Source organism: Blastococcus sp. SYSU DS1021, assembly GCF_054050995.1.
The window spans coordinates 1-22,277 of the sequence record NZ_JBJHAL010000009.1 but is presented as its reverse complement, the minus strand read 5'-3'; the positions used below and the strand labels follow the sequence as shown (position 1 = coordinate 22,277).

At 73.7% G+C, this 22,277-nt stretch carries 23 protein-coding genes; 4 read left to right on the top strand and 19 right to left on the bottom strand.

The window, feature by feature from the left end:
* Nucleotides 1-7: 7 nt before the first annotated feature.
* Nucleotides 8-631: a YdcF family protein gene (locus ACI8AP_RS08615; RefSeq protein WP_456588926.1), complete on the bottom strand. Its 624-nt coding sequence runs from the start codon at nt 629-631 to the stop codon at nt 8-10.
* 209 nt (nt 632-840) lie between these two features.
* Here ACI8AP_RS08615 and aztD point away from each other — a divergent pair, with 209 nt between their 5' ends.
* Both aztD and ACI8AP_RS08605 read left to right on the top strand, forming a co-directional pair.
* Nucleotides 841-2,127, top strand: a complete 1,287-nt coding sequence (gene aztD / locus ACI8AP_RS08610) for a zinc metallochaperone AztD (protein ID WP_456588925.1) — start codon at nt 841-843, stop codon at nt 2,125-2,127.
* The gene (locus tag ACI8AP_RS08605) at nt 2,124-2,996 is read left to right on the top strand and encodes a metal ABC transporter substrate-binding protein (protein WP_456588924.1); all 873 of its coding nucleotides are present in this window, start codon (nt 2,124-2,126) and stop codon (nt 2,994-2,996) included. The genes aztD and ACI8AP_RS08605 overlap by 4 nt, the downstream gene beginning before the upstream one ends.
* A gap of 85 nt (nt 2,997-3,081) precedes the next feature.
* Here the strand turns inward: ACI8AP_RS08605 and ppdK are convergent, their stop codons facing one another.
* The 3 genes from ppdK to dusB all read right to left on the bottom strand — a co-directional run bounded on the left by ppdK (nt 3,082) and on the right by dusB (nt 7,543).
* Nucleotides 3,082-5,784, bottom strand: coding sequence for a pyruvate, phosphate dikinase (ppdK, locus tag ACI8AP_RS08600; RefSeq protein ID WP_456588923.1), 2,703 nt, complete (start codon nt 5,782-5,784; stop codon nt 3,082-3,084).
* A 158-nt stretch (nt 5,785-5,942) separates the two neighbouring features.
* A complete protein-coding gene (locus ACI8AP_RS08595; protein ID WP_456588922.1) occupies nt 5,943-6,383 on the bottom strand; it encodes an Rv0361 family membrane protein in 441 nt (146 codons plus the stop codon).
* Nucleotides 6,380-7,543 carry a tRNA dihydrouridine synthase DusB gene (gene dusB / locus ACI8AP_RS08590; protein WP_456588921.1) on the bottom strand — a complete coding sequence of 388 codons (1,164 nt, stop codon included), beginning with the start codon at nt 7,541-7,543 and terminating at the stop codon, nt 6,380-6,382. The genes ACI8AP_RS08595 and dusB overlap by 4 nt, the downstream gene beginning before the upstream one ends.
* Before the next feature lie 222 nt (nt 7,544-7,765).
* Between dusB and ACI8AP_RS08585 the strand changes: the two genes are divergently transcribed.
* The gene (locus tag ACI8AP_RS08585; protein WP_456588920.1) at nt 7,766-8,839 is read left to right on the top strand and encodes a type IV toxin-antitoxin system AbiEi family antitoxin domain-containing protein; all 1,074 of its coding nucleotides are present in this window, start codon (nt 7,766-7,768) and stop codon (nt 8,837-8,839) included.
* 106 nt (nt 8,840-8,945) lie between these two features.
* Here the strand turns inward: ACI8AP_RS08585 and ACI8AP_RS08580 are convergent, their stop codons facing one another.
* The 9 genes from ACI8AP_RS08580 to ACI8AP_RS08540 form a co-directional block, all read right to left on the bottom strand.
* A complete protein-coding gene (locus ACI8AP_RS08580) occupies nt 8,946-10,397 on the bottom strand; it encodes an aldehyde dehydrogenase (protein WP_456588919.1) in 1,452 nt (483 codons plus the stop codon).
* 274 nt (nt 10,398-10,671) lie between these two features.
* Complete coding sequence (locus ACI8AP_RS08575; RefSeq protein ID WP_456588918.1) at nt 10,672-12,069, bottom strand: glycine--tRNA ligase; 1,398 nt, start codon at nt 12,067-12,069, stop codon at nt 10,672-10,674.
* A gap of 72 nt (nt 12,070-12,141) precedes the next feature.
* Nucleotides 12,142-12,522: an HNH endonuclease gene (locus ACI8AP_RS08570; RefSeq protein ID WP_456588917.1), complete on the bottom strand. Its 381-nt coding sequence runs from the start codon at nt 12,520-12,522 to the stop codon at nt 12,142-12,144.
* 23 nt (nt 12,523-12,545) lie between these two features.
* Nucleotides 12,546-12,821, bottom strand: a complete 276-nt coding sequence (locus ACI8AP_RS08565) for an antibiotic biosynthesis monooxygenase (protein WP_456588916.1) — start codon at nt 12,819-12,821, stop codon at nt 12,546-12,548.
* Between the two features lie 69 nt (nt 12,822-12,890).
* Nucleotides 12,891-13,766 (bottom strand): hypothetical protein, encoded by an 876-nt coding sequence (locus ACI8AP_RS08560; protein ID WP_456588915.1) that lies wholly within the window; start codon nt 13,764-13,766, stop codon nt 12,891-12,893.
* 72 nt (nt 13,767-13,838) lie between these two features.
* Nucleotides 13,839-14,603: an isoprenyl transferase gene (locus ACI8AP_RS08555; protein ID WP_456588914.1), complete on the bottom strand. Its 765-nt coding sequence runs from the start codon at nt 14,601-14,603 to the stop codon at nt 13,839-13,841.
* Complete coding sequence (gene recO / locus ACI8AP_RS08550; protein WP_456588913.1) at nt 14,593-15,384, bottom strand: DNA repair protein RecO; 792 nt, start codon at nt 15,382-15,384, stop codon at nt 14,593-14,595. The genes ACI8AP_RS08555 and recO overlap by 11 nt, the downstream gene beginning before the upstream one ends.
* A 2-nt stretch (nt 15,385-15,386) precedes the next feature.
* The gene (era, locus tag ACI8AP_RS08545; protein ID WP_456588912.1) at nt 15,387-16,301 is read right to left on the bottom strand and encodes a GTPase Era; all 915 of its coding nucleotides are present in this window, start codon (nt 16,299-16,301) and stop codon (nt 15,387-15,389) included.
* Nucleotides 16,302-16,382: 81 nt separating this feature from the next.
* Nucleotides 16,383-16,583: a hypothetical protein gene (locus ACI8AP_RS08540; RefSeq protein ID WP_456588911.1), complete on the bottom strand. Its 201-nt coding sequence runs from the start codon at nt 16,581-16,583 to the stop codon at nt 16,383-16,385.
* A gap of 129 nt (nt 16,584-16,712) precedes the next feature.
* On the opposite strand from ACI8AP_RS08540, the gene ACI8AP_RS08535 reads away from it, so the two are divergent.
* Nucleotides 16,713-17,300, top strand: coding sequence for a hypothetical protein (locus ACI8AP_RS08535; RefSeq protein ID WP_456588910.1), 588 nt, complete (start codon nt 16,713-16,715; stop codon nt 17,298-17,300).
* On the opposite strand, the gene ACI8AP_RS08530 is transcribed toward ACI8AP_RS08535, so the two are convergent.
* The 6 genes from ACI8AP_RS08530 to ACI8AP_RS08505 form a co-directional block, all read right to left on the bottom strand.
* Complete coding sequence (locus tag ACI8AP_RS08530; protein ID WP_456588909.1) at nt 17,297-17,629, bottom strand: cytidine deaminase; 333 nt, start codon at nt 17,627-17,629, stop codon at nt 17,297-17,299. The two genes, ACI8AP_RS08535 and ACI8AP_RS08530, sit on opposite strands and share 4 nt — an antisense overlap.
* Nucleotides 17,630-17,715: 86 nt before the next feature.
* Entirely contained in the window at nt 17,716-19,077 is a 1,362-nt protein-coding gene (locus ACI8AP_RS08525) for a hemolysin family protein (RefSeq protein WP_456588908.1), read from the bottom strand.
* Nucleotides 19,074-19,577, bottom strand: a complete 504-nt coding sequence (ybeY, locus tag ACI8AP_RS08520; protein WP_456588907.1) for an rRNA maturation RNase YbeY — start codon at nt 19,575-19,577, stop codon at nt 19,074-19,076. Before ybeY ends, ACI8AP_RS08525 begins: the two co-directional genes overlap by 4 nt.
* Before the next feature lie 5 nt (nt 19,578-19,582).
* Nucleotides 19,583-20,605, bottom strand: a complete 1,023-nt coding sequence (locus ACI8AP_RS08515) for a PhoH family protein (RefSeq protein ID WP_456588906.1) — start codon at nt 20,603-20,605, stop codon at nt 19,583-19,585.
* A 253-nt stretch (nt 20,606-20,858) separates the two neighbouring features.
* Nucleotides 20,859-21,680 carry an enoyl-CoA hydratase/isomerase family protein gene (locus ACI8AP_RS08510; protein WP_456588905.1) on the bottom strand — a complete coding sequence of 274 codons (822 nt, stop codon included), beginning with the start codon at nt 21,678-21,680 and terminating at the stop codon, nt 20,859-20,861.
* 61 nt (nt 21,681-21,741) lie between these two features.
* Complete coding sequence (locus ACI8AP_RS08505; RefSeq protein WP_456588904.1) at nt 21,742-22,101, bottom strand: histidine triad nucleotide-binding protein; 360 nt, start codon at nt 22,099-22,101, stop codon at nt 21,742-21,744.
* Nucleotides 22,102-22,277 lie beyond the last annotated feature (176 nt).

Genomic DNA, 22,277 nt, shown 5'->3' with positions numbered 1-22,277 from the left:
TCCTCCCTCAGCCGATGCCGGGCGCGCCGGCGATGCTCTCACCGGTCACGCGGTAGAGCAGGTAGGCAGCAGTCTCCCGCAGGATGTAGCGGAACTGGGTGGCGCGGGTCTGCACCGCCGGGCCCTGGCGGGTCGGTGAGCTCTCCGCCTCGATCCCCGCGTCCTCGGCCATCCGCTCGGCGCGCATCGCGTGCCAGGGGTCGGTGACCAGCACGGCACGCTCCCAGCCGCGCTCGTCGAACGCCGCGCCGACCACGCGCATGCTCTCCAGGGTGTCCACACCCTCGGGCACCGCGAGCAGCGACTCGGTGGGCACCCCGGCCGCCGCGAGGTAGTCGCGCCCGGCCTCCGCCTCGGTGAACTGGTCGCCGGCCGCCTTCCCGCCGACGGTCACGATCACCGGTGCGACGCCCTGCTCGTACAGGGCCCGCGCGTGCTCCAGCCGGGCCGCGAAGATCGACGACGGGACGCCGTTGTACTGGGCCGAGCCCAGCACCACGATCGCGTCGGACTGCGGCCGGGCGTCCTGCCGCGCCGTCCACCAGATGGCGAGCGCCGTGGAGGCCACCAGCAGCACGGCGGCCAGGACCCCGGCCCCGACCACCCGCGACAGCAGACTCCGCACACCCACCCGTCATGGGTACCACGCGGGGACGACGGCGCGCGGCGGCCCGGGACGGGGCACCGGCGCGCCGCCTCGCGTCGCGCCGGCGGCTCGCCGCGCTGCCGGCGCCCCGCGACCGCACCACGGGGAGGCGCGTCCACACACCCCCCTATATGAGAATGATTCTCGTTATGGGTACGGTCACGTCGTCCGATCCCCGAACGACAGGAGCACCCGTGCCTCCCCTCCCCTCCCTCCGCGCCGCCGCCCTGGCGGCCGCCGTACCCCTCGCCCTGGCCACCGGCTGCGCGTCGACCGACGGCGGTGGGCCGGCGTCGGCCAGCAGCGCGCCGACCGCGTCCGGACCGGCGGAGCTGGGCGCCAGCTCGCCGCGCCTGGCCCTGACCTACGACGGCGGCCTCCTGGTCCTGCACGGCGAGACGCTCGAGGTGCTCGCCGACGAGCCGCTCGAGGGCTTCAACCGGCTCAACGCCGCCGGCGACGGCCGACACTTCCTCGTGTCGACCCAGCAGGGCTTCCGCCTGCTCGACGGCGGCGCCTGGGCCGAGCCGCACGGCGACCACGAGCACTACTACGCCGCCGACCCGGAGCTGACCGACGTCGTCCTCCCCGCCGAGAAGCCCGGGCACGTCGTCGCCCACGCCGGGCGGACCGTGCTGTTCGACGACGGCACCGGGGAGGTCACCGCGTTCGACAGCGCCGACCTCGCCGACCCGGACCGCGAGGTGCGCGAGTTCGCCACGCCGGCGGCCCACCACGGCGTCGCGGTGGAGCTCGAGGACGGCACGATGCTCGTCTCCGACGGCACGGAGGAGGAGCGCTCCGGGGTGCGCATCCTCGACGCGGACGGGGACGAGATCGCCGCCCGGGACGACTGCCCCGCCGTGCACGGCGAGACGGTGGCCGCCGACGAGGCGGTCGTCATCGGCTGCCAGGACGGCGCCGTCCTGTACGCCGGCGGCGAGCTGGTGAAGATCGAGAGCCCGGACGAGTACGGCCGCATCGGCAACCAGTTCGGCACCGAGAACTCGCCGATCGTGCTCGGTGACTACGAGCGCAGCGCGGAGGACCGCTCCAGCACCGTGGCGCTGATCGACACCACCACCGCGCAGCTGCGCCTGGTCGACCTGCCGGCGCCGTACTGGTACCGCTCCTTCGGCCGCGGGCCGAACGGCGAGGGGCTGGTCCTGACCTACGACGGCGCGCTGCAGGTCATCGACCCGGTGTCCGGCACCGTCACGGACTCCATCCCGGTCACCGGGCCGTGGGAGGAGTCGGAGAACTGGCAGGACCCGCACCCGCAGGTCTTCGTGGTCGACGGCATCGCCTACGTGACCGAGCCCGCCACCCGGGAGATCCACGCCGTCGACGTCGAGGGCGGCGAGGTGTGGAAGTCGGCGCAGCTGGAGGTCACGCCCAACGAGCTCGCCGGCGTCTCCGGGGACGTCGAGGCGCACGGCGCGCACGAGGAGGACCACGAGCACGACGAGCAGGGCGAGTGATCCGGCCGGCGGCCCTGCCGGCCGGCCTCGTCGCGGCCGGCCTGCTCACCGCCCTGGCCGGCTGCGGGGACGCGGCGAACGGCGCCGACGACGCACGGCTGGACGTCGTGGTCACCTCCTACCCCCTCGCGTACGTGAGCGAGGAGGTAGGCGGACCGCACGTGGAGGTCACCAACCTGGTCCCACCCGGCGGGGACAGCCACCGGCTGGAACCGGCGCCCCGGGACGTCGCGGTCCTCGGCGAGGCCGACGTCGTGGTCCACCAGTCGGGCGGCCTGCAGCCGGCGGTCGACGCCGTCCTCGAGCAGGAGCGCCCCGAGGACGTCGTCGACGCCGCCGCCCTGGCGGACCGGGGTGCCGATCCGCACTTCTGGCTCGACCCCACCCGCCTCGCCGACCTCGGTCACCGCCTCGCGGGCGAGTTCGCCGAGGCGGACCCCGGTCACGCCGACGCCTACCGAGAAGGCGCCGAACGGCTGACGGCCGCGCTCCAGGAGATCGACCGGGAGTACGCCGACACCCTCGCGCCCTGTCGCGGGGCCACCCTGCTCGCCTCGCACGAGGCGTTCGGCTACCTCGCCGACCGGTACGGCCTGCGGCAGGTCGGGGTGGCGGGGCTGGACCCGCACGTCGAGCCCTCGCCCAGCCGGTTGCGGCAGGTCGCGGAGGAGGTCACCGGCACCGGCGCCCGGACGATCTTCTTCGAGGCCACCGCCGGGGACCGCGTCGCCCGGACCCTCGCGGGCGACCTGGGGCTCGCCACCGACGTGCTGCACCCGGTCGAGCGGGTGCAGGCGGAGGAGACCTATCCCGAGCTCATGGCGGCCAACCTGGCGGCGCTGCGTCGCGGGCTCGCCTGCGACGGCTGACGGCGAGCCCGGGCCCCTGCACCGCAGCCGCCGTGCAGGGGCCCGGGGCCGAGCTCGCGAGGCGCGGGGGCTCCGGGATCCTCTCTCAGGCGCCCGCGCGCCCTCCGCCGAGCGCGGCGCGCCCGGCCTCCAGCCGCGCCACCGGCACCCGGAACGGCGAGCAGGAGACGTAGTCCAGGCCGACCTCGTGGAAGAAGTGCACCGAGTCGGGGTCGCCCCCGTGCTCGCCGCAGATGCCGAGCTTGAGGTCCGGCCGGGCCGCCCGGCCGCTCTCGGCGCCGATCCGCACCAGCCGGCCGACGCCGTCCCGGTCCAGCGACTCGAACGGCGAGATGCCGAAGATCCCCTTGTCCAGGTACTGGTGGAAGAACGCGGCCTCGACGTCGTCGCGGGAGAAGCCCCACGTCATCTGGGTGAGGTCGTTGGTGCCGAACGAGAAGAACTCGGCGTGCTCGGCGATCTCGGCGGCGGTCAGCGCCGCGCGGGGCACCTCGATCATGGTGCCGATCAGCGGCCGCAGGTCGATGCCGCACTCCTCGCAGACCTCGGCGAGCACCCGCTCGGACTCCTCGCGGATGGCCTCCAGCTCCTGCACCGCGCCCACCAGCGGGATCATGATCTCCGGCCGCGGATCGCCCCCGGCCTGCTTCCGCTCGCAGGCGGCCTCGGCGATGGCCCGCACCTGCATGGCGAACAGCCCGGGCACCACCAGACCGAGCCGCACGCCCCGCAGGCCCAGCATCGGGTTGGACTCGTGCAGGCGGCGGACCGCGGTCAGCAGCCGCAGATTGCCCTCGTCGGGTTCGCCGCGCTCCTCGGCCAGCGCGACCCGTACCGACAGCTCGGTGAGGTCGGGGAGGAACTCGTGCAGCGGAGGGTCCAGCAGCCGAACGGTGACCGGCAGCCCGTCCATCGCCTCGAAGATCTCCAGGAAGTCCTGCTTCTGCAGCGGCTCCAGGGCGTCCAGGGCGGCCTGCCGTTCCTCGTCGCCGTCGGCCAGGATCAGCTTCTCGACCAGCTTCCGGCGGTCGCTGCCGAGGAACATGTGCTCGGTCCGGCACAGGCCGATCCCCTGGGCGCCGAACCGCCGGGCACGAGCGGAGTCCTCGGGGGTGTCGGCGTTGGTGCGGACGTCGAGCCGCCGCTTCTCGTCGGCATGGCTCAGGATCCGGTGGACGCTCCTCACCAGGTCGTCCGCGTCGTCGGACGCCGGGTCGATCTCGCCCTCGAAGTAGCGGACCACCGCCGACGGCTCCACCGGCACCTCCCCGAGCCAGACCTTGCCGGTGGAGCCGTCGATGGAGATGACGTCGCCCTCGCGGACGACGGTGCCGTCGGGGGCGGTGAACTCCTTCGCCCTGGTGTCGACCCGCAGCTCCTCGGCGCCGCAGACGCAGGTCTTGCCCATACCCCGGGCGACGACGGCGGCGTGCGAGGTCTTGCCGCCGCGGCTGGTCAGCACGCCTTCGGCGGCGATCATGCCGGAGAGGTCGTCGGGATTGGTCTCCCGGCGGACGAGCACGACCTTCTCGCCCCGGTCGGCCCACTGCGCCGCTGCCTCCGAGCTGAACACGGCCCGGCCGACGGCCGCACCGGGCGAGGCGTTCATGCCCTGGGTCAGCTGCTGGGCGTCGCCCCCGGAGACGAACCGCGGGAACATCAGCTGGGCGAGCTGGTCACCGGTGACCCGGCGGACCGCCTCGTCCATGTCGATGAGCCCCTCGTCGACCAGCTGGGTCGCGATGCGGAACGCCGCCCCCGCCGTCCGCTTGCCGACACGGGTCTGCAGCATCCAGAGCTTGTTGCGCTCGATGGTGAACTCGATGTCGCAGAGGTCGCGGTAGTGCGACTCCAACCGCGACATCGTTGCCATCAGCTCGTCGTAGGCGCCCTTGTCTATGGTCTCCAGGTCCGCCAGCGGCACGGTGTTGCGGATGCCGGCGACGACGTCCTCCCCCTGCGCGTTCTGCAGGTAGTCCCCGTACACGCCCTGCTCGCCGCTGCCCGGGTCGCGGGTGAACGCCACGCCGGTGCCGGAGTCCATGCCCAGGTTGCCGAACACCATGGCGCAGACGTTCACGGCGGTGCCGGCGTCGCTGGGGATGCGCTCGCGACGGCGGTAGATGATCGCCCGGTCGGAGTTCCAGGAGTCGAAGACGGCGTTGATCGCGAGATCCATCTGCTCCCGCGGGTCCTGCGGGAAGTCCTGGCCGGTGTGCTCGCGCACGATGGCCTTGAACCGGACGACGACGTCGCGCAGGTGCTCGGCGTCGAGATCCAGGTCCAGATCGGTGCCCTGCTCCTCCTTGGCCGCGTCGAGGGCGTCGTCGAAGAGTGCGCCGTCGATGCCCAGCACGGTCTTGCCGAACATCTGGATCAGCCGGCGGTAGGAGTCCCAGGCGAAGCGCTCGCTCCCCGACTGCGCCGCCAGACCCTGGACGGAGTCGTCGTTGAGGCCGACGTTCAGGACCGTCTCCATCATCCCCGGCATGCTCGCCGCGGCACCGGACCGGACCGACACCAGCAGCGGGTCGACCGGATCGCCGAGGGTCTTCCCCATCGACTTCTCCAGCGCCGCCAGGTGCCCGCTGACCTGCTCGTCCAGCTCCGGCGGGGTGCTCCCGTGCTCCAGGTAGTACCGGCAGGCGTCCGTGGTGATGGTGAAGCCGGGCGGCACGGGCAGACCCAGGTTGGTCATCTCGGCCAGGTTGGCGCCCTTGCCGCCGAGCAGGTCCTTCTGGTCCCTGCTGCCCTCGCTGAAGTCGTAGACCCACTTCCCGCCAGCCACCCGTACCTCCGCATCCGTCAGCCCTCCGGGGCCGATCCGCCAGAGGAGACAATGCCGCGCGGAGCAGACGTCCTAAACGTCCACCCCGCCGACGTCCGTCGATCCTGGCGTACAAGAGCAGCCGGCGCGAGCCCTGGCCGCGGTGGCGCCGGTCGGGGTCAGTCGATCCCGCAGATGCGCGGGCCGTCCTCGTTGACCACGGCGAGCTGTGCCGATCCGCCGTCGTCCCAGCGGACGGTCACCTGCTGCACCCGGGCGCCCTCGCCCGGGTCGTCCTCGACCTCGACGATCTCGGCGTCCCCCGGGCGCGAGTACTCGGCCTCCATGCCGGTGCCGTCCAGCCGACCGCGCTCGTCCTCGCACAGCAGCCCGTACGCCGTCTCGGTGTCCCCGTTCGCGAGCGCCGCCAGGAACACCCCGGTGACCTCGGTGGCCTGGTCGGCGGGCCCGCCCCGGACCAGGTACAGGACGCCGACCATGCCGACGGCCACCACCACGGTGCCCACCAGGCCGCCGATCAGCCAGCCCTGCCGGGCGCGCGGCGTGCCGGTGTGCAGCGGCGCGGGGTCGTCGTCGTAGAGGAAGGGGCCCTGCGTCATCCGCCGCTCGTCTCCAGTTCTGCGCCCACGGGTGGGCGGGGGTCGTCCCGGTCGGCGAGCCAGCCCTCGGGAAGGGCGACGGGGCGGGGGGTGCTCGTCCGGCCGCGCGGCGCACCGAGGACGGCGGTCGGGTACGGCTGGTCGGGGATGCCCGAGAGCAGCCCGGCCAGCTCGTCGAGGCTGCTGACCATCGCCAGCGCCCGGCGCACGTCCCCGCCCACGGAGAAGCCCTTGAGGTACCAGGCGACGTGCTTGCGGAAGTCGCTGCAGCCGTGGCGCTCGCCGTGCTCCTCGGCCAGCAGCGTGGCGTGCCGGTGCATGATCGCCGCGACCTCGCGGAACGTCGGCAGCGCTCGCCGCGCCTGCCCCGCGAAGGCGGCGGCGAGGTCGCCGAACAGCCAGGGCCGCCCCAGGCAGCCGCGGCCGATCACGACGCCGGCGCAGCCGGTCTCGGCGACCATGCGCAGCGCGTCGTCGGCCTCCCAGATGTCGCCGTTGCCGAGCACCGGGATGTCGACGGCCTCTACGAGCCGCGCGATCGGTGCCCAGTCGGCGGTGCCGCTGTAGAGCTGGTCGGCGGTCCGGCCGTGCAGCGTGATCGCCGCGGCGCCCTCGTCCTGGGCGATGCGGCCGGCGTCGAGGTAGGTGACGTGGTCGGCGTCGATGCCGATGCGGGTCTTGATGGTGACCGGCACGTCCTTCGCGGCGCGCACGGCCTCCCGGACGATGTCCCGCAGCAGCACGCGGTGCCACGGCAGCGCCGAGCCGCCGCCCTTGCGGGTCACCTTCGGCACCGGGCAACCGAAGTTCAGGTCGATGTGCCCCGGCCGGGTGCCGGCGACGCCCTCGTCGACGAGCATCTCCACGGCGCGGCCGACGGTCGCCGGGTCGACGCCGTACAGCTGGACGGAGAAGGCGTCCTTCTCGTCGGCGGTCGCGCGAATCATCCGCAGCGTCTTGTCGTTCCGCTCGACCAGCGCCCGCGTGGTGATCATCTCGCAGACGTAGAGGCCGGCCCCGAACTCACGGCACAGCGTGCGGAAGGCCGGGTTGGTGATGCCGGCCATGGGCGCGAGGACGACGGCGGGGTCGACGGTCAGCGCACCCAGCCGCAGCGGCGGCAGGGGCGCCGTCGTCGTCGGCTCGAGCGTGGCGGTCACGGCACCCAGAGTAGGCGGCGACCGCCGTCACTCGGACCTCCGCCGCCCGGCCGGGTGAGCCGCCAGCAGGCTCGAGCCGCCTGGTCGCCCGTCCAGCCGCGCCACGACCCGGGTCGACGGTCGGCGGCGCGACTCGAGCCGCACGCCGTCCCCAGGCCGGCGCCGGCCCACAGACCGGGCAGGGCGCGTCCCGGGAATGGCTGGCTGCCCGACGGTCGTCCCGTGACCACGCACCTGCACGTCCCGCTCGCCGTCGACGAACCCGCACGGCGGCGCCTGGGCATCTTCACCACCGCCGACCTCGCCGCTCGGGGCGTGACCGAGCGCGAAGTCCGGACGGCGACCCGCACGGGCGCGTGGGTGCGACTGCGCACCGGTGTCTTCGTCAGCGCCGCGGACCTCGCCGAGGTGGAGCGCACCGATCGTCGACCGGGCCTGGAGGCGCTGGCCGTCACGACCGCCCTGGCCCGTCCGTCCGCCGTCCTCAGCCGGGACAGCGCGGCCTGGGTGTGGGGGCTGCCCCGCCCGTTCCCGGCTCCGGTCGCCGTGCACCTGACCGATCCGCACCACTGGCGCCGGGGACGCGGCTGGCTGATGACCCGGGCTGCGCTGCCCGACGACGACGTCACCGTCCGCGGCGCCTACCGGGTGACGACGGTGGCACGCACGCTGGTCGACGTCGCCAGGGCCTGGCCGGAGATCCACGCCGTCGCCGCCGTCGACGCCGCCCTGCTGCGCGGCCTGACGACCCACGACGACGTGCGCCGCGTCATCGACCGGCAGGTGAACGTGCCCGGGATCCCGCGTGCCGGCCGCGCGCTGGGCCTCGCCGACGGCCGGGCCGAGTCGTGGCTGGAGACCTGCGGCCGGCTGACGTTCGCCGCGCTCGGGCTGCCGCCGTTCGTACCGCAGGTGGAGCTGCGTGTCGACGGTCAGCTGGTGAAGGTGGTCGACGGCTGGTACCCCGCGGCCGCGGTGGCGGTGGAGTTCGACGGCCGGATCAAGTACCGCCGACCGCAGTTCGGCCGCACCGCGGAGCAGGAGCTGTGGGAGGAGAAGCGCCGGGAGGATCTGCTCCGCTCGGTCGGGGTGCGGTTCCTCCGAGTCTTGTACGAGGACCTCAACGGGGGGCGTCGACGACTGGACCGGTCGGCACGGCGGCTGCTCGCCGTCCCCGGCCCCGAGGTGCGGGAGTTCCTGGCGGTGCCGCGGCCCGCGGGCCGCGCGCGCGGTCACGACGCTGGGGACGACGGATGGCTCGCCCGGGTCGCGGACGGCGTCGGCCGACCGGGTTGAGCCGCACCGGCGCCCCGGAAGCCGCGCCGTGGCGCGGCGCACCGGTCGGCCGTGCGGGTTGACCCGCCGCACGGCCGACCGGCTTCACCGGTGGGACGACACGAGCTCAGAACGGGTAGACGCGCGGCTCCACCTGCATGCTGATCCAGCGCAGCTCGGTGAAGGCCTCGATGCCGGCGAGCCCACCGAACCGCCCGTACCCACTGTCCTTCACACCACCGAAGGGCATCTGCGCCTCGTCGTGCACGGTGGGCGCGTTGATGTGGCAGATGCCGGACTCGATCCGCCGGGCGACCTGGAACCCGCGTGCGGCGTCGCGTGTGAAGACGGCGGCCGACAGCCCGTAGGCGCTGTCGTTGGCCGCGGCGACCGCCTCCTCCTCGCTCGCGACCCGGGTGATCGTGACGGCCGGGCCGAAGATCTCCTCGTGGAAGATCTCCATGTCCGGCGTGACGTGGTCGAGCACCACGCCCGGCATGATCGTGCCCTGCGGCTCGCCCTTGGTCAGCACCTTCGCGCCCTTGGCGACGGCGTCGTCCACGAGGCGCTGGATGTGCTCGACGGTGCTCGTGCCGATGACCGAGCCGAGGACGACGTCGCCCGTGCGCGGGTCGCCGATCGGCAGCGACTCCACCCGGGCGACCAGCTTCGCGACGAACTCCTCGGCGATCGACTCGTCGACGATGATCTTGTCGGTCGACATGCAGACGTGGCCCTGGTTGACGAAGCCGCCGAAGGTCGCCCCCTGGACGGCGGCGTCGATGTCGGCGTCGTCGAGGACCAGGAGCGGGTTCTTGCCCCCCAGCTCGAGCAGCGCCGGCACGAGGTGGCGCGCGCAGACCTCGCCGATTATGCGGCCGACCCGGGTGGAGCCGGTGAAGTTGAGCCGGCGGACCGCCGGGTGGGCCACCATCGCCTCGGTCACCTCGGCGGCGTCCTCCGGGGCCACGGTGATGACGTTGACGACGCCGTCGCCGAGGCCGGCCTCGACCAGGATCTCCCCAAGCAGCATGTGCGTGGCCGGCGAGAGCTCCGAGCACTTGAGGACGACGGTGTTGCCGGCGGCGAGCGGGAAGGCCACCGCGCGGGTCGACAGGATGACCGGCGCGTTCCACGGCGCGATGCCGATCACCACGCCCGCCGGCTGGCGGATGCCCATGCTCAGGCTGCCGGGGACGTCCGAGGGGATCACCTGCCCGCCCACGTGCGTGGTGAGACCCGCGGCCTCCCGCAGCATGCCCGCGGCGAGGTGGACGTTGAAGTGCCCCCAGCCCGCGGTCGCGCCGCACTCGGCGGCCATCCGCTCGACGAAGCGGTCGGTGTTCGCCTCGAGGAGGTCGGCAGCCTTCAGCAGCAGCCGCCGGCGCTCGCCCGGCGTCGTCGCCGCCCACTTCTGGAACGCCGATGCCGCGGCGTCGACGGCCCGGACGGCGTCCTCCACCCCGGCGGCCGGCGAGCGCGTCACGGCCTCGCCGCTCACGGGGTTGGCGCGGTCGAACGTCCGGCCGCTGCCGGCGGGCAGCTGCTCGGCGCCGATGATCAGGCTGGTCTCGAACACTGTGTCGTGCTCCTGGAGCGCTGTCCCGGGGCGGGGACGGATGGCTGGGTGGCCGGCGCAACGACCGGCGGACCACGGGGAATCCACGTCATCGTCCGCCACGGCGCGCAGCGACCGCGGAGGCGGGTCGTCCGGGACGGCGATGTCCCGTGGTCCGCCATTCCGAGCCGCCGAATGTCGGGTGGAGGGCCGACGCCGGCCGGTCGGCCCCCGGAACGCACCGACGCCCGGCTCCCGTCGTGCGGAGCCGGGCGTCGGTGGACGCGGAGAGCGGTCAGCAGCCGGGGAGCCGGGCCGCGAGGTAGGACTCGACCTGGTCCAGCGCGACGCGCTCCTGGCTCATCGAGTCGCGCTCCCGGATGGTCACGGCCTGGTCCTCGAGGGTGTCGAAGTCGACGGTGAGGCAGAACGGCGTCCCGACCTCGTCCTGGCGCCGGTACCGACGGCCGATGGCGCCGGCGTCGTCGAAGTCCACGTTCCAGTTCCGCCGCAGCGCAGCGGCCAGGTCGCGGGCCTTGGGCGAGAGGTCGGCGTTGCGCGACAGCGGCAGGACGGCGGCCTTCACCGGCGCCAGGCGCGGGTCGAGCTTGAGCACCGTGCGGGTGTCGACGCCGCCCTTGGCGTTCGGCGCCTCGTCCTCGGTGTAGGCCTCGACGAGGAACGCCATGAGCGAGCGGGTGAGCCCGGCCGCCGGCTCGATGACGTACGGCGTCCAGCGGGTGTTGCTGGCCTGGTCGAAGTAGGACAGGTCGGTGCCCGAGTGCTGGGTGTGCGTGGACAGGTCGAAGTCGGTGCGGTTCGCGATCCCCTCCAGCTCACCCCACTCCGAGCCCTGGAAGCCGAAGCGGTACTCGATGTCGACGGTGCGCTTCGAGTAGTGCGACAGCTTCTCCTTCGCGTGCTCGTAGTGCCGCAGGTTGTCCGGGGAGATGCCCAGGTCGGTGTACCAGCGGGTGCGCTCGTCGATCCAGTACTGGTGCCACTCCTCGTCGGTGCCCGGCTCGACGAAGAACTCCATCTCCATCTGCTCGAACTCGCGGGTGCGGAAGATGAAGTTGCCCGGGGTGATCTCGTTGCGGAACGACTTGCCGATCTGGCCGATGCCGAACGGGGGCTTCTTGCGCGCGGCGCCCATGACGTTGGCGAAGTTCACGAAGATGCCCTGCGCGGTCTCCGGGCGCAGGTAGTGCAGCCCCGACTCGTCCTCGACCGGGCCGAGGTAGGTCTTGAGCATCATGTTGAAGTCGCGCGGCTCGGTCCACGCGCCCTTGGTGCCGCAGTTCGGGCAGGCGATGTCGGCCAGCCCGTTCTCCGGGAGCCGGCCCTTCTTCGCCTCGAACTCCTCCTCGAGGTGGTCGGCGCGGAACCGCTTGTGGCAGCTCTGGCACTCGGTCAGCGGGTCGGTGAAGACCCCGACGTGGCCGGAGGCGACCCACGTCTGGCGCGGCAGGATCACCGAGGAGTCCAGGCCGACGATGTCGTCGCGGCTCTGCACGACGGTGCGCCACCACTGGCGCTTGATGTTCTCCTTGAGCTCGACGCCCAGCGGGCCGTAGTCCCAGGCGGAGCGCGTGCCGCCGTAGATCTCCCCGGACGGGAACACGAAGCCCCGTCGCTTGCAGAGGTTGACGACCTTGTCGAGGCGGGCGGCGTCGTGCTTGGCGGTGCTCACGCGGAGAGGCTCCATCCGGCTGGCGGTCGGCGGTTGACCTGCCCACGGTAGTTGGCCGGTCGTGCGGCGCTCTCAGTCGGTGGCCGCATCCGGTCGCCCGGGCGTCTCCGGGCAGAACAGCAGCGTGAGCGAGGCCCGGATCTCGGCGTGCCGCACGAGGAAGGCCCGCTCGTCCAGTCGCTTGCGCCGCAGCCAGCCGGTGACCTCGTCGTTGCACTTGCTGGCGTTGCAGGGGCCGCAGGCCGGGACGACGTTGCCGAACGTGTACCGCCCGCCCCGAGAGATCGGGAGCACGCAGTCGCGCTGCAGGGGCCCGGCGGCTCCGCAGTACGCGCACCCGCCCCAGGCGTGCGACAGCGCAGCCCACTGGGCATCGGTGAGGTCGTGCTCGACGGCGTCCATGCGGCGCTTGCGCCGACGGGCGTACCGGGCGGTGCGGGTGCGGCTGACCACGGCCGAACCGTAGGCGCTGCCCGTCAGTCGGTGAGGTAGGCGCCCGGCTCGTCGAGGGCGTGCACCCAGACCGGCGCTCCGGCGACCTTGACCTCGGCCGCGGAGAGTCCCCGCCGGTAGGCGCCGACCCCGTCCCAGCGGGTCACCAGCGCCCAGAGGGTCGGGTCGTCGGCGGCCCGGCCCAGCTCGCCGCCGCGGAAGCCGGGCCGGGCCGCGAGCGCCGCCAGCAGCCCGGCCACCGCGTCGGCGAGCGCGCCCGCCTCGTCCGCGGCCACCCGCAGCCGTGTCACCGCGAACATGCGCGCTCCCCCGTCCGGTCCACGCCCGGCATCCTCCGTCATCGTCCCGCCGGGTCGGCACCCCGCCGGTCAGCGGAAGTCGCAGACCGTCCCGTCGGCGCCGACGTGGACCAGCAGCAGGAAGGGTGCGCCGTCGTCGAGCTCCAGGGTGAACGAGGCCAGGTCGGTGGCGGACTCTTCCTGGTGCTCGACCCCGTCGGAGGTCCCGCTGGTGAAGCCCTGGCCGCCGAGGGTGACGCGGTAGAAGTAGTCACCCAGCACCTGCGCCGGGTCACCACCGGCCGCGGCGACGACCGCCCCCTGCTGGACCTCCACGCAGGAGAGGTCGAACGCGTTCCGGAAGTCGCCCTGGCCCATCGCCTCCACCCAGGCGAGGGCGACGTCACCCGAGCCGGCGTACCGGCCCTCCTGCGCGGGAACGGGCTCGGCTCCCCGCGCGCCCCCGGGCAGCTGACCCGTTCCGCCGAGGGGCGCCGACGGGGACCGGCTCGGCTGCGTGGCAGGCCCGCTGGTCCCGCCCGCCGACTGCTCGGCGCTGCGCCGTTCGCCGTCGTCCCCGCTCAGCAGGACGACCAGCAGGAAGCCGAGACCGGCGATCAGCAGCACCGCGGCACCGATCAGCCACGGGAGCAGCGTGCGCTTCCGCGGGCGGTCGGCCGGCGGCACGCCGGGACCGCCGTACGGGGGCGGGCCGTAGGGCGGTGGTCCGGACGGTGGTGGCCCGCCGTGCCAGTGCTGCTGGCCCAGGGGCGGATGCTGGCCCGGGGGCTGGTGCCCGTAGGGCGGCGGCCACCCGCCGCTCTCGCCCGGCACCGGAGCGGCCGGGAAGGCCCCGGTCGGCGGCGTCCAGGCCGTCGCCCCGGAGCCGTCGGCCGGACCGGGTCCCGGCCGGCCGGCCGGGTCGGGTGGGCCGGCGGGCTGGTCACCGGTCGAGGGGTGGGTCATCGTCTCCGCTTCCGCTCGGCGCCGCGGCCGGCGGGCTGCCCGGCTGAGCGGAAACGGTACGGCCGCATGGCGTCAGGCGGAACCGAATCGGCGCTGCCGGGAGGCGAACTCCTCGCACGCGGCCCACAGGTGCCGGCGGTCGAAGTCGGGCCACAGCGTGTCGAGGAAGACGAACTCGGCGTAGGCCGACTGCCACAGCAGGAAGTTGCTGGTGCGGTTCTCCCCCGAGCTGCGCACGAACAGGTCGACGTCCTCCATGTCCGGCTCGTCGAGGAACCGGGCGACGGTGGACTCGTCGATCTTGTCGGGGTTGAGCCGCCCGGCCGCGACCTCGCGGCCGATCGCCGCGGCGGCGTCGGCGATCTCGGCGCGGCCGCCGTAGTTGACACACATGGTCAGGGTCAGGACGTCGTTGTCCTGCGTGAGCTCCTCGGCGATCTCGAGCTCCTTGATGACGCTGCGCCACAGCCGCGGACGCCGCCCCGCCCAGCGCACCCGCACCCCGAGCTCGTGCATCTCGTCGCGGCGCCGGCGGATCACGTCGCGGTTGAAGCCCATGAGGAAGCGGACCTCCTCGGGGCTGCGCCGCCAGTTCTCGGTGGAGAAGGCGTAGGCGCTGATCGCCTTCACCCCCAGCTCGATCGCGCCCTCCACGCAGTCGAAGAGCGAGGACTCCCCCGCCTCGTGCCCGGCGGTGCGGGGCAGCCCGCGCTGCTTGGCCCACCGGCCGTTGCCGTCCATGACGAGTGCGATGTGCCGCGGGACCTTGTCCTTCGGCAGCTGCGGCGGGCGCGCGCCGGACGGGTGCGGATTCGGCGCCTTCACCTCACGCCTCATGCAGCAGGCTCATCTCCCGGCGGGGCGCCGACTCGGTCCGGTCCACCAACGGCAGCGAGCGCAGCCCGCGCTCCAGGTGCCACTGCAGCAGCGCGGCGACCAGCCCGCTGCCCTCCCGCCGGTTGATGCCCTGGCTGGCCTCGGCCCGGGTCCAGTCGCCGGTGAGCAGCGCGTCGAGCAGCTCGATGGTGACCGGGCTGGGCATCGCCGAGCCGGTGGGCCGGCAGGCCGGGCAGACGGTGCCGCCGGCGGGCACCGAGAAGTGCCGGTGCGGTCCGGCCTCGCCGCAGCGGGCGCACTCCGCGAGCGCGGGCTCCCACCCGGCCACCGACATCGCCCGCAGCAGGAACGCGTCGAGCACCAGCGGCGCGGGGTGCGCCCGCTCCCCCAGCGCCCGCAGCGCGCCCACCACCAGCAGGAACAGCCGCAGCGAGGGCTCCTTCTCCTCCGCGGTGAGCCGGTCGGCCGTCTCCAGGACGGCGGTGCCGGCGGTATAGGCCGGGTAGTCGGCCACGACCTCCTGGCCGTAGGACCGGATCGACTCGGCCTGGCTGACGATGTCGAGGTTGCGGCCGGTGTAGAGCTGCAGGTCGACGTGGGTGAACGGCTCGAGGCGGGCACCGAACTTGCTCTTGGTGCGGCGCACGCCCTTGGCCACCGCCCGCACCTTGCCGTGCCGGCGGGTGAGCACGGTGACGATCCGGTCGGCCTCACCCAGCTTCTGGGTGCGCAGGACGATGCCCTCGTCCCGGTAGAGCGCCTTCGGGGTGTGCGCGCTCATGCTCAGTACCCCAGCCGGTTGAGCTTCTTCGGGTCGTCCTGCCACTCCCCGAGGACGGTGACGTGCAGCTCCAGGTGCACGCGGGCGTCCAGCAGCGTCTCCATGCCCTGGCGGGCCTCGGTGCCGATCGCCTTGATGATCGAGCCACCCTTGCCCAGCAGCATGGGCTTCTGGCTGGGCCGCTCGCAGTGCAGCAGAGCGTGCACCTCGACCAGCTCGCGCCCGGGGGACTTCGGGTCGGGGCGGCGGTGCAGCTCCTCGATCGTCACCGCCAGGGAGTGCGGCACCTCCTGGAACACCTTCTCCAGCGCGGCTTCCCTGACCAGCTCGGCCAGCTGGCGCTCGGTGTCCTCGTCGGTGGTCTGCTCCTCCGGGTACAGCGGCGGCCCCTCGGGCAGCAGTCCGATCAGCAGGTCCTCCAGGAGCTCGACCTGTTCGCCCTTCACCGCGCTCACGGGCACCACCTCGGCGGCCTCGACCAGCTGGCTGGCCGCCATGAGCTGCTCGGCGACCTGCTTCTTGCCCGTGGCGTCGGTCTTCGTCACCACGAGCACGATCGGGGCCTTCACCTCCTGCAGCTGGCGGGCGATGAACCGGTCCCCGGTGCCGACGGGCTGGTCGGCCGGGACGCAGAAGACGACCACGTCGACGTCGGAGAGGGTGTCGCGGACGACGTCGTTGAGCCGGCGGCCGAGCAGGCTCTTGGGCTTGTGCAGGCCCGGGGTGTCGACCAGCACGACCTGGCCGCCGGGCCGGTGGACGACGCCGCGGATGGCGTGCCGGGTGGTCTGCGGGCGGTTGCTGACGATGCCGACCTTCTCGCCGACCATCGCGTTGGTCAGCGTGGTCTTGCCGGCGTTGGGACGCCCGACCAGCGCGACGAAGCCACTGCGGTACGGCTGGTCAGGGTCGGTCACGCGGGCAAGTCTCCCACCGGCGACCGACAACGCCGCGCGGCGGAGTCCGACGCGCGGCGCCGCGATCCCCGGGATGCCCCGTCAGGACCAGGGGCGGCCGATCCGGTCACGGCGGGCGGCGTCGAGCCGGCCGAGGACGCGCACGCCCGCCAGGACGTCCCCGGCCAGCCGCCGGCCCGCCGCGGACCAGGAGTCCGCCGGCTCCCGGCGGTCCCCGCCCGCCGGCCGCCCCAGCGACCGCAGGACGAGCACCAGCAGGAGCAGGAAGAGCAGCGTCGCCACACCGTCGACCCTCGGCGCTCCCCGCCCGCGGCGGAAGCGGCGGGAACGACTGCGTGCGCAAGAAACCTGCCAGCGTCCGGCCGGCACACCGCGGACGCGCACGATCGGCCGGCTGGGATGATCGGGGGCGTGCCAGGACGTCAGCGGAACCGGTCGCGCCCACCCCGGGCGGCGGCGGACCGCGCCCGGCGGCTGCACGTCGAGCAGGTGCGCGGCCACCGGTTCGTGGCCGGCTGGGGCCCGAAGCGCTCGGCGACCGTCGTCCCCGCGCCGCTGCGCTACTGGCAGTACCGGCCCGGAGGTCCGTTCGCGGCCGGTGCCGCCGTGCTCGTCGTCGTCCTGTGGCTCGGCCTGTTCGGCTGGGTCGGCGGCTGGCCGGCCGTCCGCGAGGAGCTGCCGCTGGCGCTCCTCGCCGGCCTGGCGGTGTACCTGCTGAACACCCGCCGGGTGACCGTCTCCGACCACGGGCTGTCGTTCGACGTGGCCGGGAGCCGCACCGATCCGGAAGCCGTCGTCCCGTCCGCGCTGGTGCAGGAGGTACGCGTCGGCCCCGCTCCGGCGGACTGGCCCCGGCCGGAGAAGCGCGGCGGGTGGTGGCCGGGGCGCAACCGGATCGCCGTCCGGTACCTGGGCGACGACGGCGAGCAGGCGCTCACCCTGTGGGTGCGCGACCCGGCGGCGTTCGCCGACGCGCTCGGGATCCCGCTGACCCGCTAGACCGAGCTGCGCAGGATGCCGTCGGGGCCGGCCAGGTGCACGGGGGCGCCGGCGGCGAGGTCGCGGACGGCGGCCAGCCCGGCCGGCTCCACGGCCTCGGCCGCGGAGACGACGACGGCGGCCTCCAGCCCCTCGACCCCGCTGGAGACGGCGGCCGCGACGGCGGCCTGGAGCGCGGTGAGGGTCAGGGAGGGCAGCGCCACGCTCGCCGCGACGTAGGTTCGGCCGTCGGTGTCGCGCACCGCGGCGCCCTCGGTCGCACCGGCGCGCGCCCGCGCCGACCGGGCGAGCGTGACGAGCTTCGCGTCCTCGGGGTGCAGATCAGCCACCGAATCAGTCTCCTACCGGTCGGTCCAGCCCTCTCACAGGCGCCCGGTGCGAGCCTGCGAGCAGTGGGGGGTGGGAGGGTCCTTCCTCAGCCTTCCACCACGCCCGCCGGCTGTTCCGCCCGGGTGGCCCCCGAGGGCTGCTGCTCGTCGGCGGCCTCCTCGCCGTCCTCCGACGGCTCGGGCAGCCGGCAGACCAGCAGGGTGTCGATGCGGTTGCGCCGCCCACCGGTGCTCTCGGCGACCAGCCGCAGTCCCCCGACCTCAGCCGCCGCCCCCTCGATCGGCACCCGCCCCAGCTCGCGGGCGAGCAGCCCGCCGACGGTCTCCACGTCGTCGTCCTCAGGCAGCTCCACCCCGGGGAACACCTGGGCGAGGTCCTGCACCGGCAGCCGGGCGGTGACCCGCGCCGAGCCGTCCTCCAGCTGCTCGATCTCCGGCCGCTGGAAGGCGTCGTGCTCGTCGGCGATCTCCCCGACGATCTCCTCCAGGATGTCCTCGATGGTGACCAGGCCGGCGAACCCGCCGTACTCGTCGACCACGATCGCGATGTGGATGCGCTGCGCCTGCATGTCCCGCAGCAGCTCGTCGACCGGCTTGGACTCCGGCACGAACGTCGGCGGGCGCATGAGCTCCTCGACCTTGGGCCCGCTGCGGTCCGGCAGGTTCTGCGACCGGCGGACCAGGTCCTTGAGGTAGACCACGCCGACCACGTCGTCGACGTTCTCGCCGATCACCGGGATCCGGCTGAAGCCGCTGCGCAGCGCCAGCGCCAGCGCCTGGCGCACCGTCTTGGTGCGCTCTATCCAGACGACGTCGGTGCGCGGGACCATGACCTCGCGGGCGATCGTGTCGCCCAGCTCGAACACCGAGTGGATCATGTTGCGCTCGCCGGACTCGACGACACCGCGCTCCTCGGCCATGTCGACCAGCTCGCGCAGCTCGACCTCCGAGGAGAACGGGCCGTCCCGGAAGCCGCGCCCGGGGGTGATCGCGTTGCCGACCAGGATCAGCAGGCTCGCCACGGGCCCGAGCACCCGGCCCAGCAGCCGGACGACCCCGGCGGAGGCCAGCGCCGTCCCGTAGGCGTGCTGGCGGCCGAGGGTGCGCGGCCCGACGCCGACGAGCACGTAGCTGACCACCGTCATGACCCCTGCGGCGGCCAGGACCGCCTGCAGCGTGCTGTCCCACAGGTCGAAGAAGAGCAGCGCCACGATGACCGCGGAGACCATCTCGCAGACGATCCGCAGCAGCAGGAGCAGCGAGACGTGCCGCGCCCGCTCGGCGACGATCTCCTCCAGCGCCGCCGCGCGCTTCACCCCGTCCCGGCGCAGCTCCTCGACGCGGGCCTTGGAGACCCGCTGGAGAGCCGCCTCCATCGCGCCGAACAGGCCGGCGAGCGGAACCAGGCAGATGGCGATCACCAGGGTGGTGATCGCGCCGGTACTCATCGGGAACCGGTCTCCTGACCCGTCGGCGCGCCCGTCACCGGCTCACGGGGGGCCGCCCGCCAGGCGTCGATGAGCTTCGTCTGGAGGCCGAACATCTCCTTCTCCTCGTCGGGCTCCATGTGGTCGTAGCCCAACAGGTGGAGAACGCCGTGGGTGGCCAGCAGCACCAGCTCGTCGTCCATCGAGTGCCCGGCGGCCCGGGCCTGCCGGACGGCGACCGCGGGGCACAGCACGATGTCGCCGAGCAGCGCGGGCCCCGGCTCGGGGTCGTCGGGCCGGCCGCCGTCGAACTCGTCCATCGGGAAGGCCAGCACGTCGGTGGGGCCCTTCTCGCCCATCCACCGCTCGTGCAGGCTGCTCATGTAGTCGGGGTCGACGCAGAGCACCGAGAGCTCGGCCATCTGGTTGATCTTCATCTCGCCGAGCACGAAGCGGCAGACACCGGCCAGCTCGGCCTCGTCCACGGCGATCTCGGACTCGTTGGACACCTCGACGGGCACGGCGGTCAGCTCCCCTGCCGGCGCGGTCGGGAGGTGCGGACCGGTGGCGCGCCGGCGGCCGATCGGCTGGTGGGTGACTGACGGGTCGCGTCCCAGCGCTCGTACGCGTCGACGATGTTGCCGACCAACCGGTGGCGGACGACGTCGGAGCTGCTCAGGTTGGCGAAGTGCACGTCCTCGATGCCGTCGAGGATCTCGCGGACGATCTTCAGCCCGCTCTGCGCACCACCGGGCAGGTCGACCTGCGTGACGTCACCGGTGACGACGATCTTGGAACCGAAGCCGAGCCGGGTGAGGAACATCTTCATCTGCTCGGCGGTGGTGTTCTGCGCCTCGTCGAGGATGACGAACGCGTCGTTCAGCGTCCGGCCACGCATGTAGGCCAGCGGGGCGACCTCGATCGTGCCCGCCTGCATCAGCCGCGGGATCGACTCCGGGTCGACCATGTCGTGCAGCGCGTCGTACAGCGGCCGCAGGTAGGGGTCGATCTTCTCCGAGAGCGTGCCGGGCAGGTAGCCCAGCCGCTCACCCGCTTCGACGGCGGGGCGGGTCAGGATGATCCGGTTGACCTGCTTGGTCGTGAGGGCCTGCACCGCCTTGGCCATCGCCAGGTAGGTCTTGCCGGTACCCGCCGGGCCGATGCCGAAGACGATCGTGTGCTCGTCGATCGCGTCGACGTAGCGCTTCTGGTTCAGCGTCTTCGGCCGGATGGTGCGGCCGCGCCGGCTGATGATGTCCAGGCTCAGCACGTCGGCGGGGCGCTCGGCGCCGCCGGCCTTGAGCATGCCGATGACCCGGCGCACCGAGTCGGGCCGGAGCACCTGGCCCGTGCCGAGCAGGGCGATCAGCTCGTCGAAGACCCGGACGGCGAAGGCGTTGTCGGCCGGCTGCCCGGTGACGGCGATCTCGTTGCCGCGCACGTGCACGTCGGCGGCGAGCTCTGCCTCCACGAGCCGGAGCAGCTCGTCGCCCGAGCCGAGCAGGGAGACCATGGACACGCCGTCGGGCACGGCGATGGTGGCCCGCACGGGCGGGGGGACGGCGCCTGCCGGCGTACCGGCGGGCGCGGCGGACGGAGCGACGAGCGTGCCGTCCGCCGTGGCGGCCTGCGCCGAGGCCTCACGCGACGTGGGAGCACCTGGCACGGGGACGTTCGGGGAGGTGTCGGGCAAGAACCCTCGACCCTGCCTTCCTGCGACGGCGAAGTGCGGGGGACCCGCACTGGTGACCGTTCGACTCTACCCGCGCCCGGACCCGCGAACCCCGGCTCGCCCGAAGGGGTCAGCGCCCCCGGTAGGTCGCCTTGCCCGGGCCGTCGGTGAGGAACGAGGCGACGGCGCCGCGGAGGTCCTCGGTGGCGAAGAGCGGACCGGAGATCTCCGGCACCAGGGCGTCGGCGGCGCGGGCGCCCTCGCGGACGGCGACGGTGGCCAGCCGCTTCGTCGCCGCGTGCGCCACAGTGGGGCCGGCCGCGACGCGGCGGGCGTACTCCCGCGCCGCCTCGGCGAAGCCCTCGTCGGGCAGCACCCGGTTGACGACGTTCCAGCGCTCCAGGACGGCGGCCGGGTAGCGCTCCCCCGTGTAGATCAGCTCCTTGGCCCGGGCCGGCCCCGCCCGCTCGGCCAGCCGCTGCGGGCCGCCCATCGACGGGGTGAGCCCGACGACGATCTCCACGAGCCCGAACGACGCCTTCTCCGCCGCCAGCAGGATGTCGCAGGAGAGCGCCAGCTCGAAGGCCGCGGTCAGGCAGAGCCCGTGGGCGGCGAAGACGGTGGGCACCGGCAGGTCCTCGAAGGCGTTGGCCACGCGCAACAGCCGGGCCCACAGCTCACCGCCGCGCTCCGCCGGCTCCGGCCCCTCGGCGATGTCGCGGAAATAGGTGACGTCCACCCCGCCCGAGACGACCTTGCCGCGCGCCTCGACCAGCACCGCACGGGCCCGGTCGGCCCGGGACGGATCGGTCAGCGCGACCAGCTCGCCCGCCACCGTCTCCATCGCGTCGAAGGTCGCGGCGTCGAACAGGTTCAGCGGCGGGTTGTCCAGGACGACGACGGCGACGTCACCGTCGCGCTCGACGCGGAGGGGTGCGGTGGGATCGGCCATGCCCTCACCCTCTCAGCCCACCCCGCGGGCCGCAGCGACGGCCGTCCGGGAGGGCGGCTGCTCAGCCGGGCGGCCAGCCGAGGTCGCGGCCACCCAGGACGTGCAGGTGGACGTGGTGGACGCTCTGCCCGGCCTGCGGACCGGTGTTGGTGACGAGGCGGTAGCCGGGTGCGGCACCGCCGTCGGTCACCAGGCCCTCCCGGGTGGCCACCGCGTGCGCCCCGGCGACCACCTCGCCGAGCAGGGCCGGGTCGGCCGTCACCAGAGCACCGACAGTCGCGTGGTGCTCCTTGGGGATGACGAGCACGTGGGTCGGGGCCTGCGGGTTGATGTCGCGGAAGGCGAGCACCCGGTCGGTCTCGTGGACGACGTCGGCGGGGATCTCGCCGGCGACCATGCGGCAGAACAGGCAGTCGGTCACGCCCCGACCCTAGGAGGACCCCCGTGCTCCCCACCACTCGCTGCGCTCGCGGCGGGACCCGGCACGGGGGCCGTTCCAGGACGTCACCTGCTCCCCACCACTCGCTGCGCTCACGGCGGGACCCGGCACGGGGGCCGTTCCAGGACGTCACCTGCTCCCCACCACTCGCTGCGCTC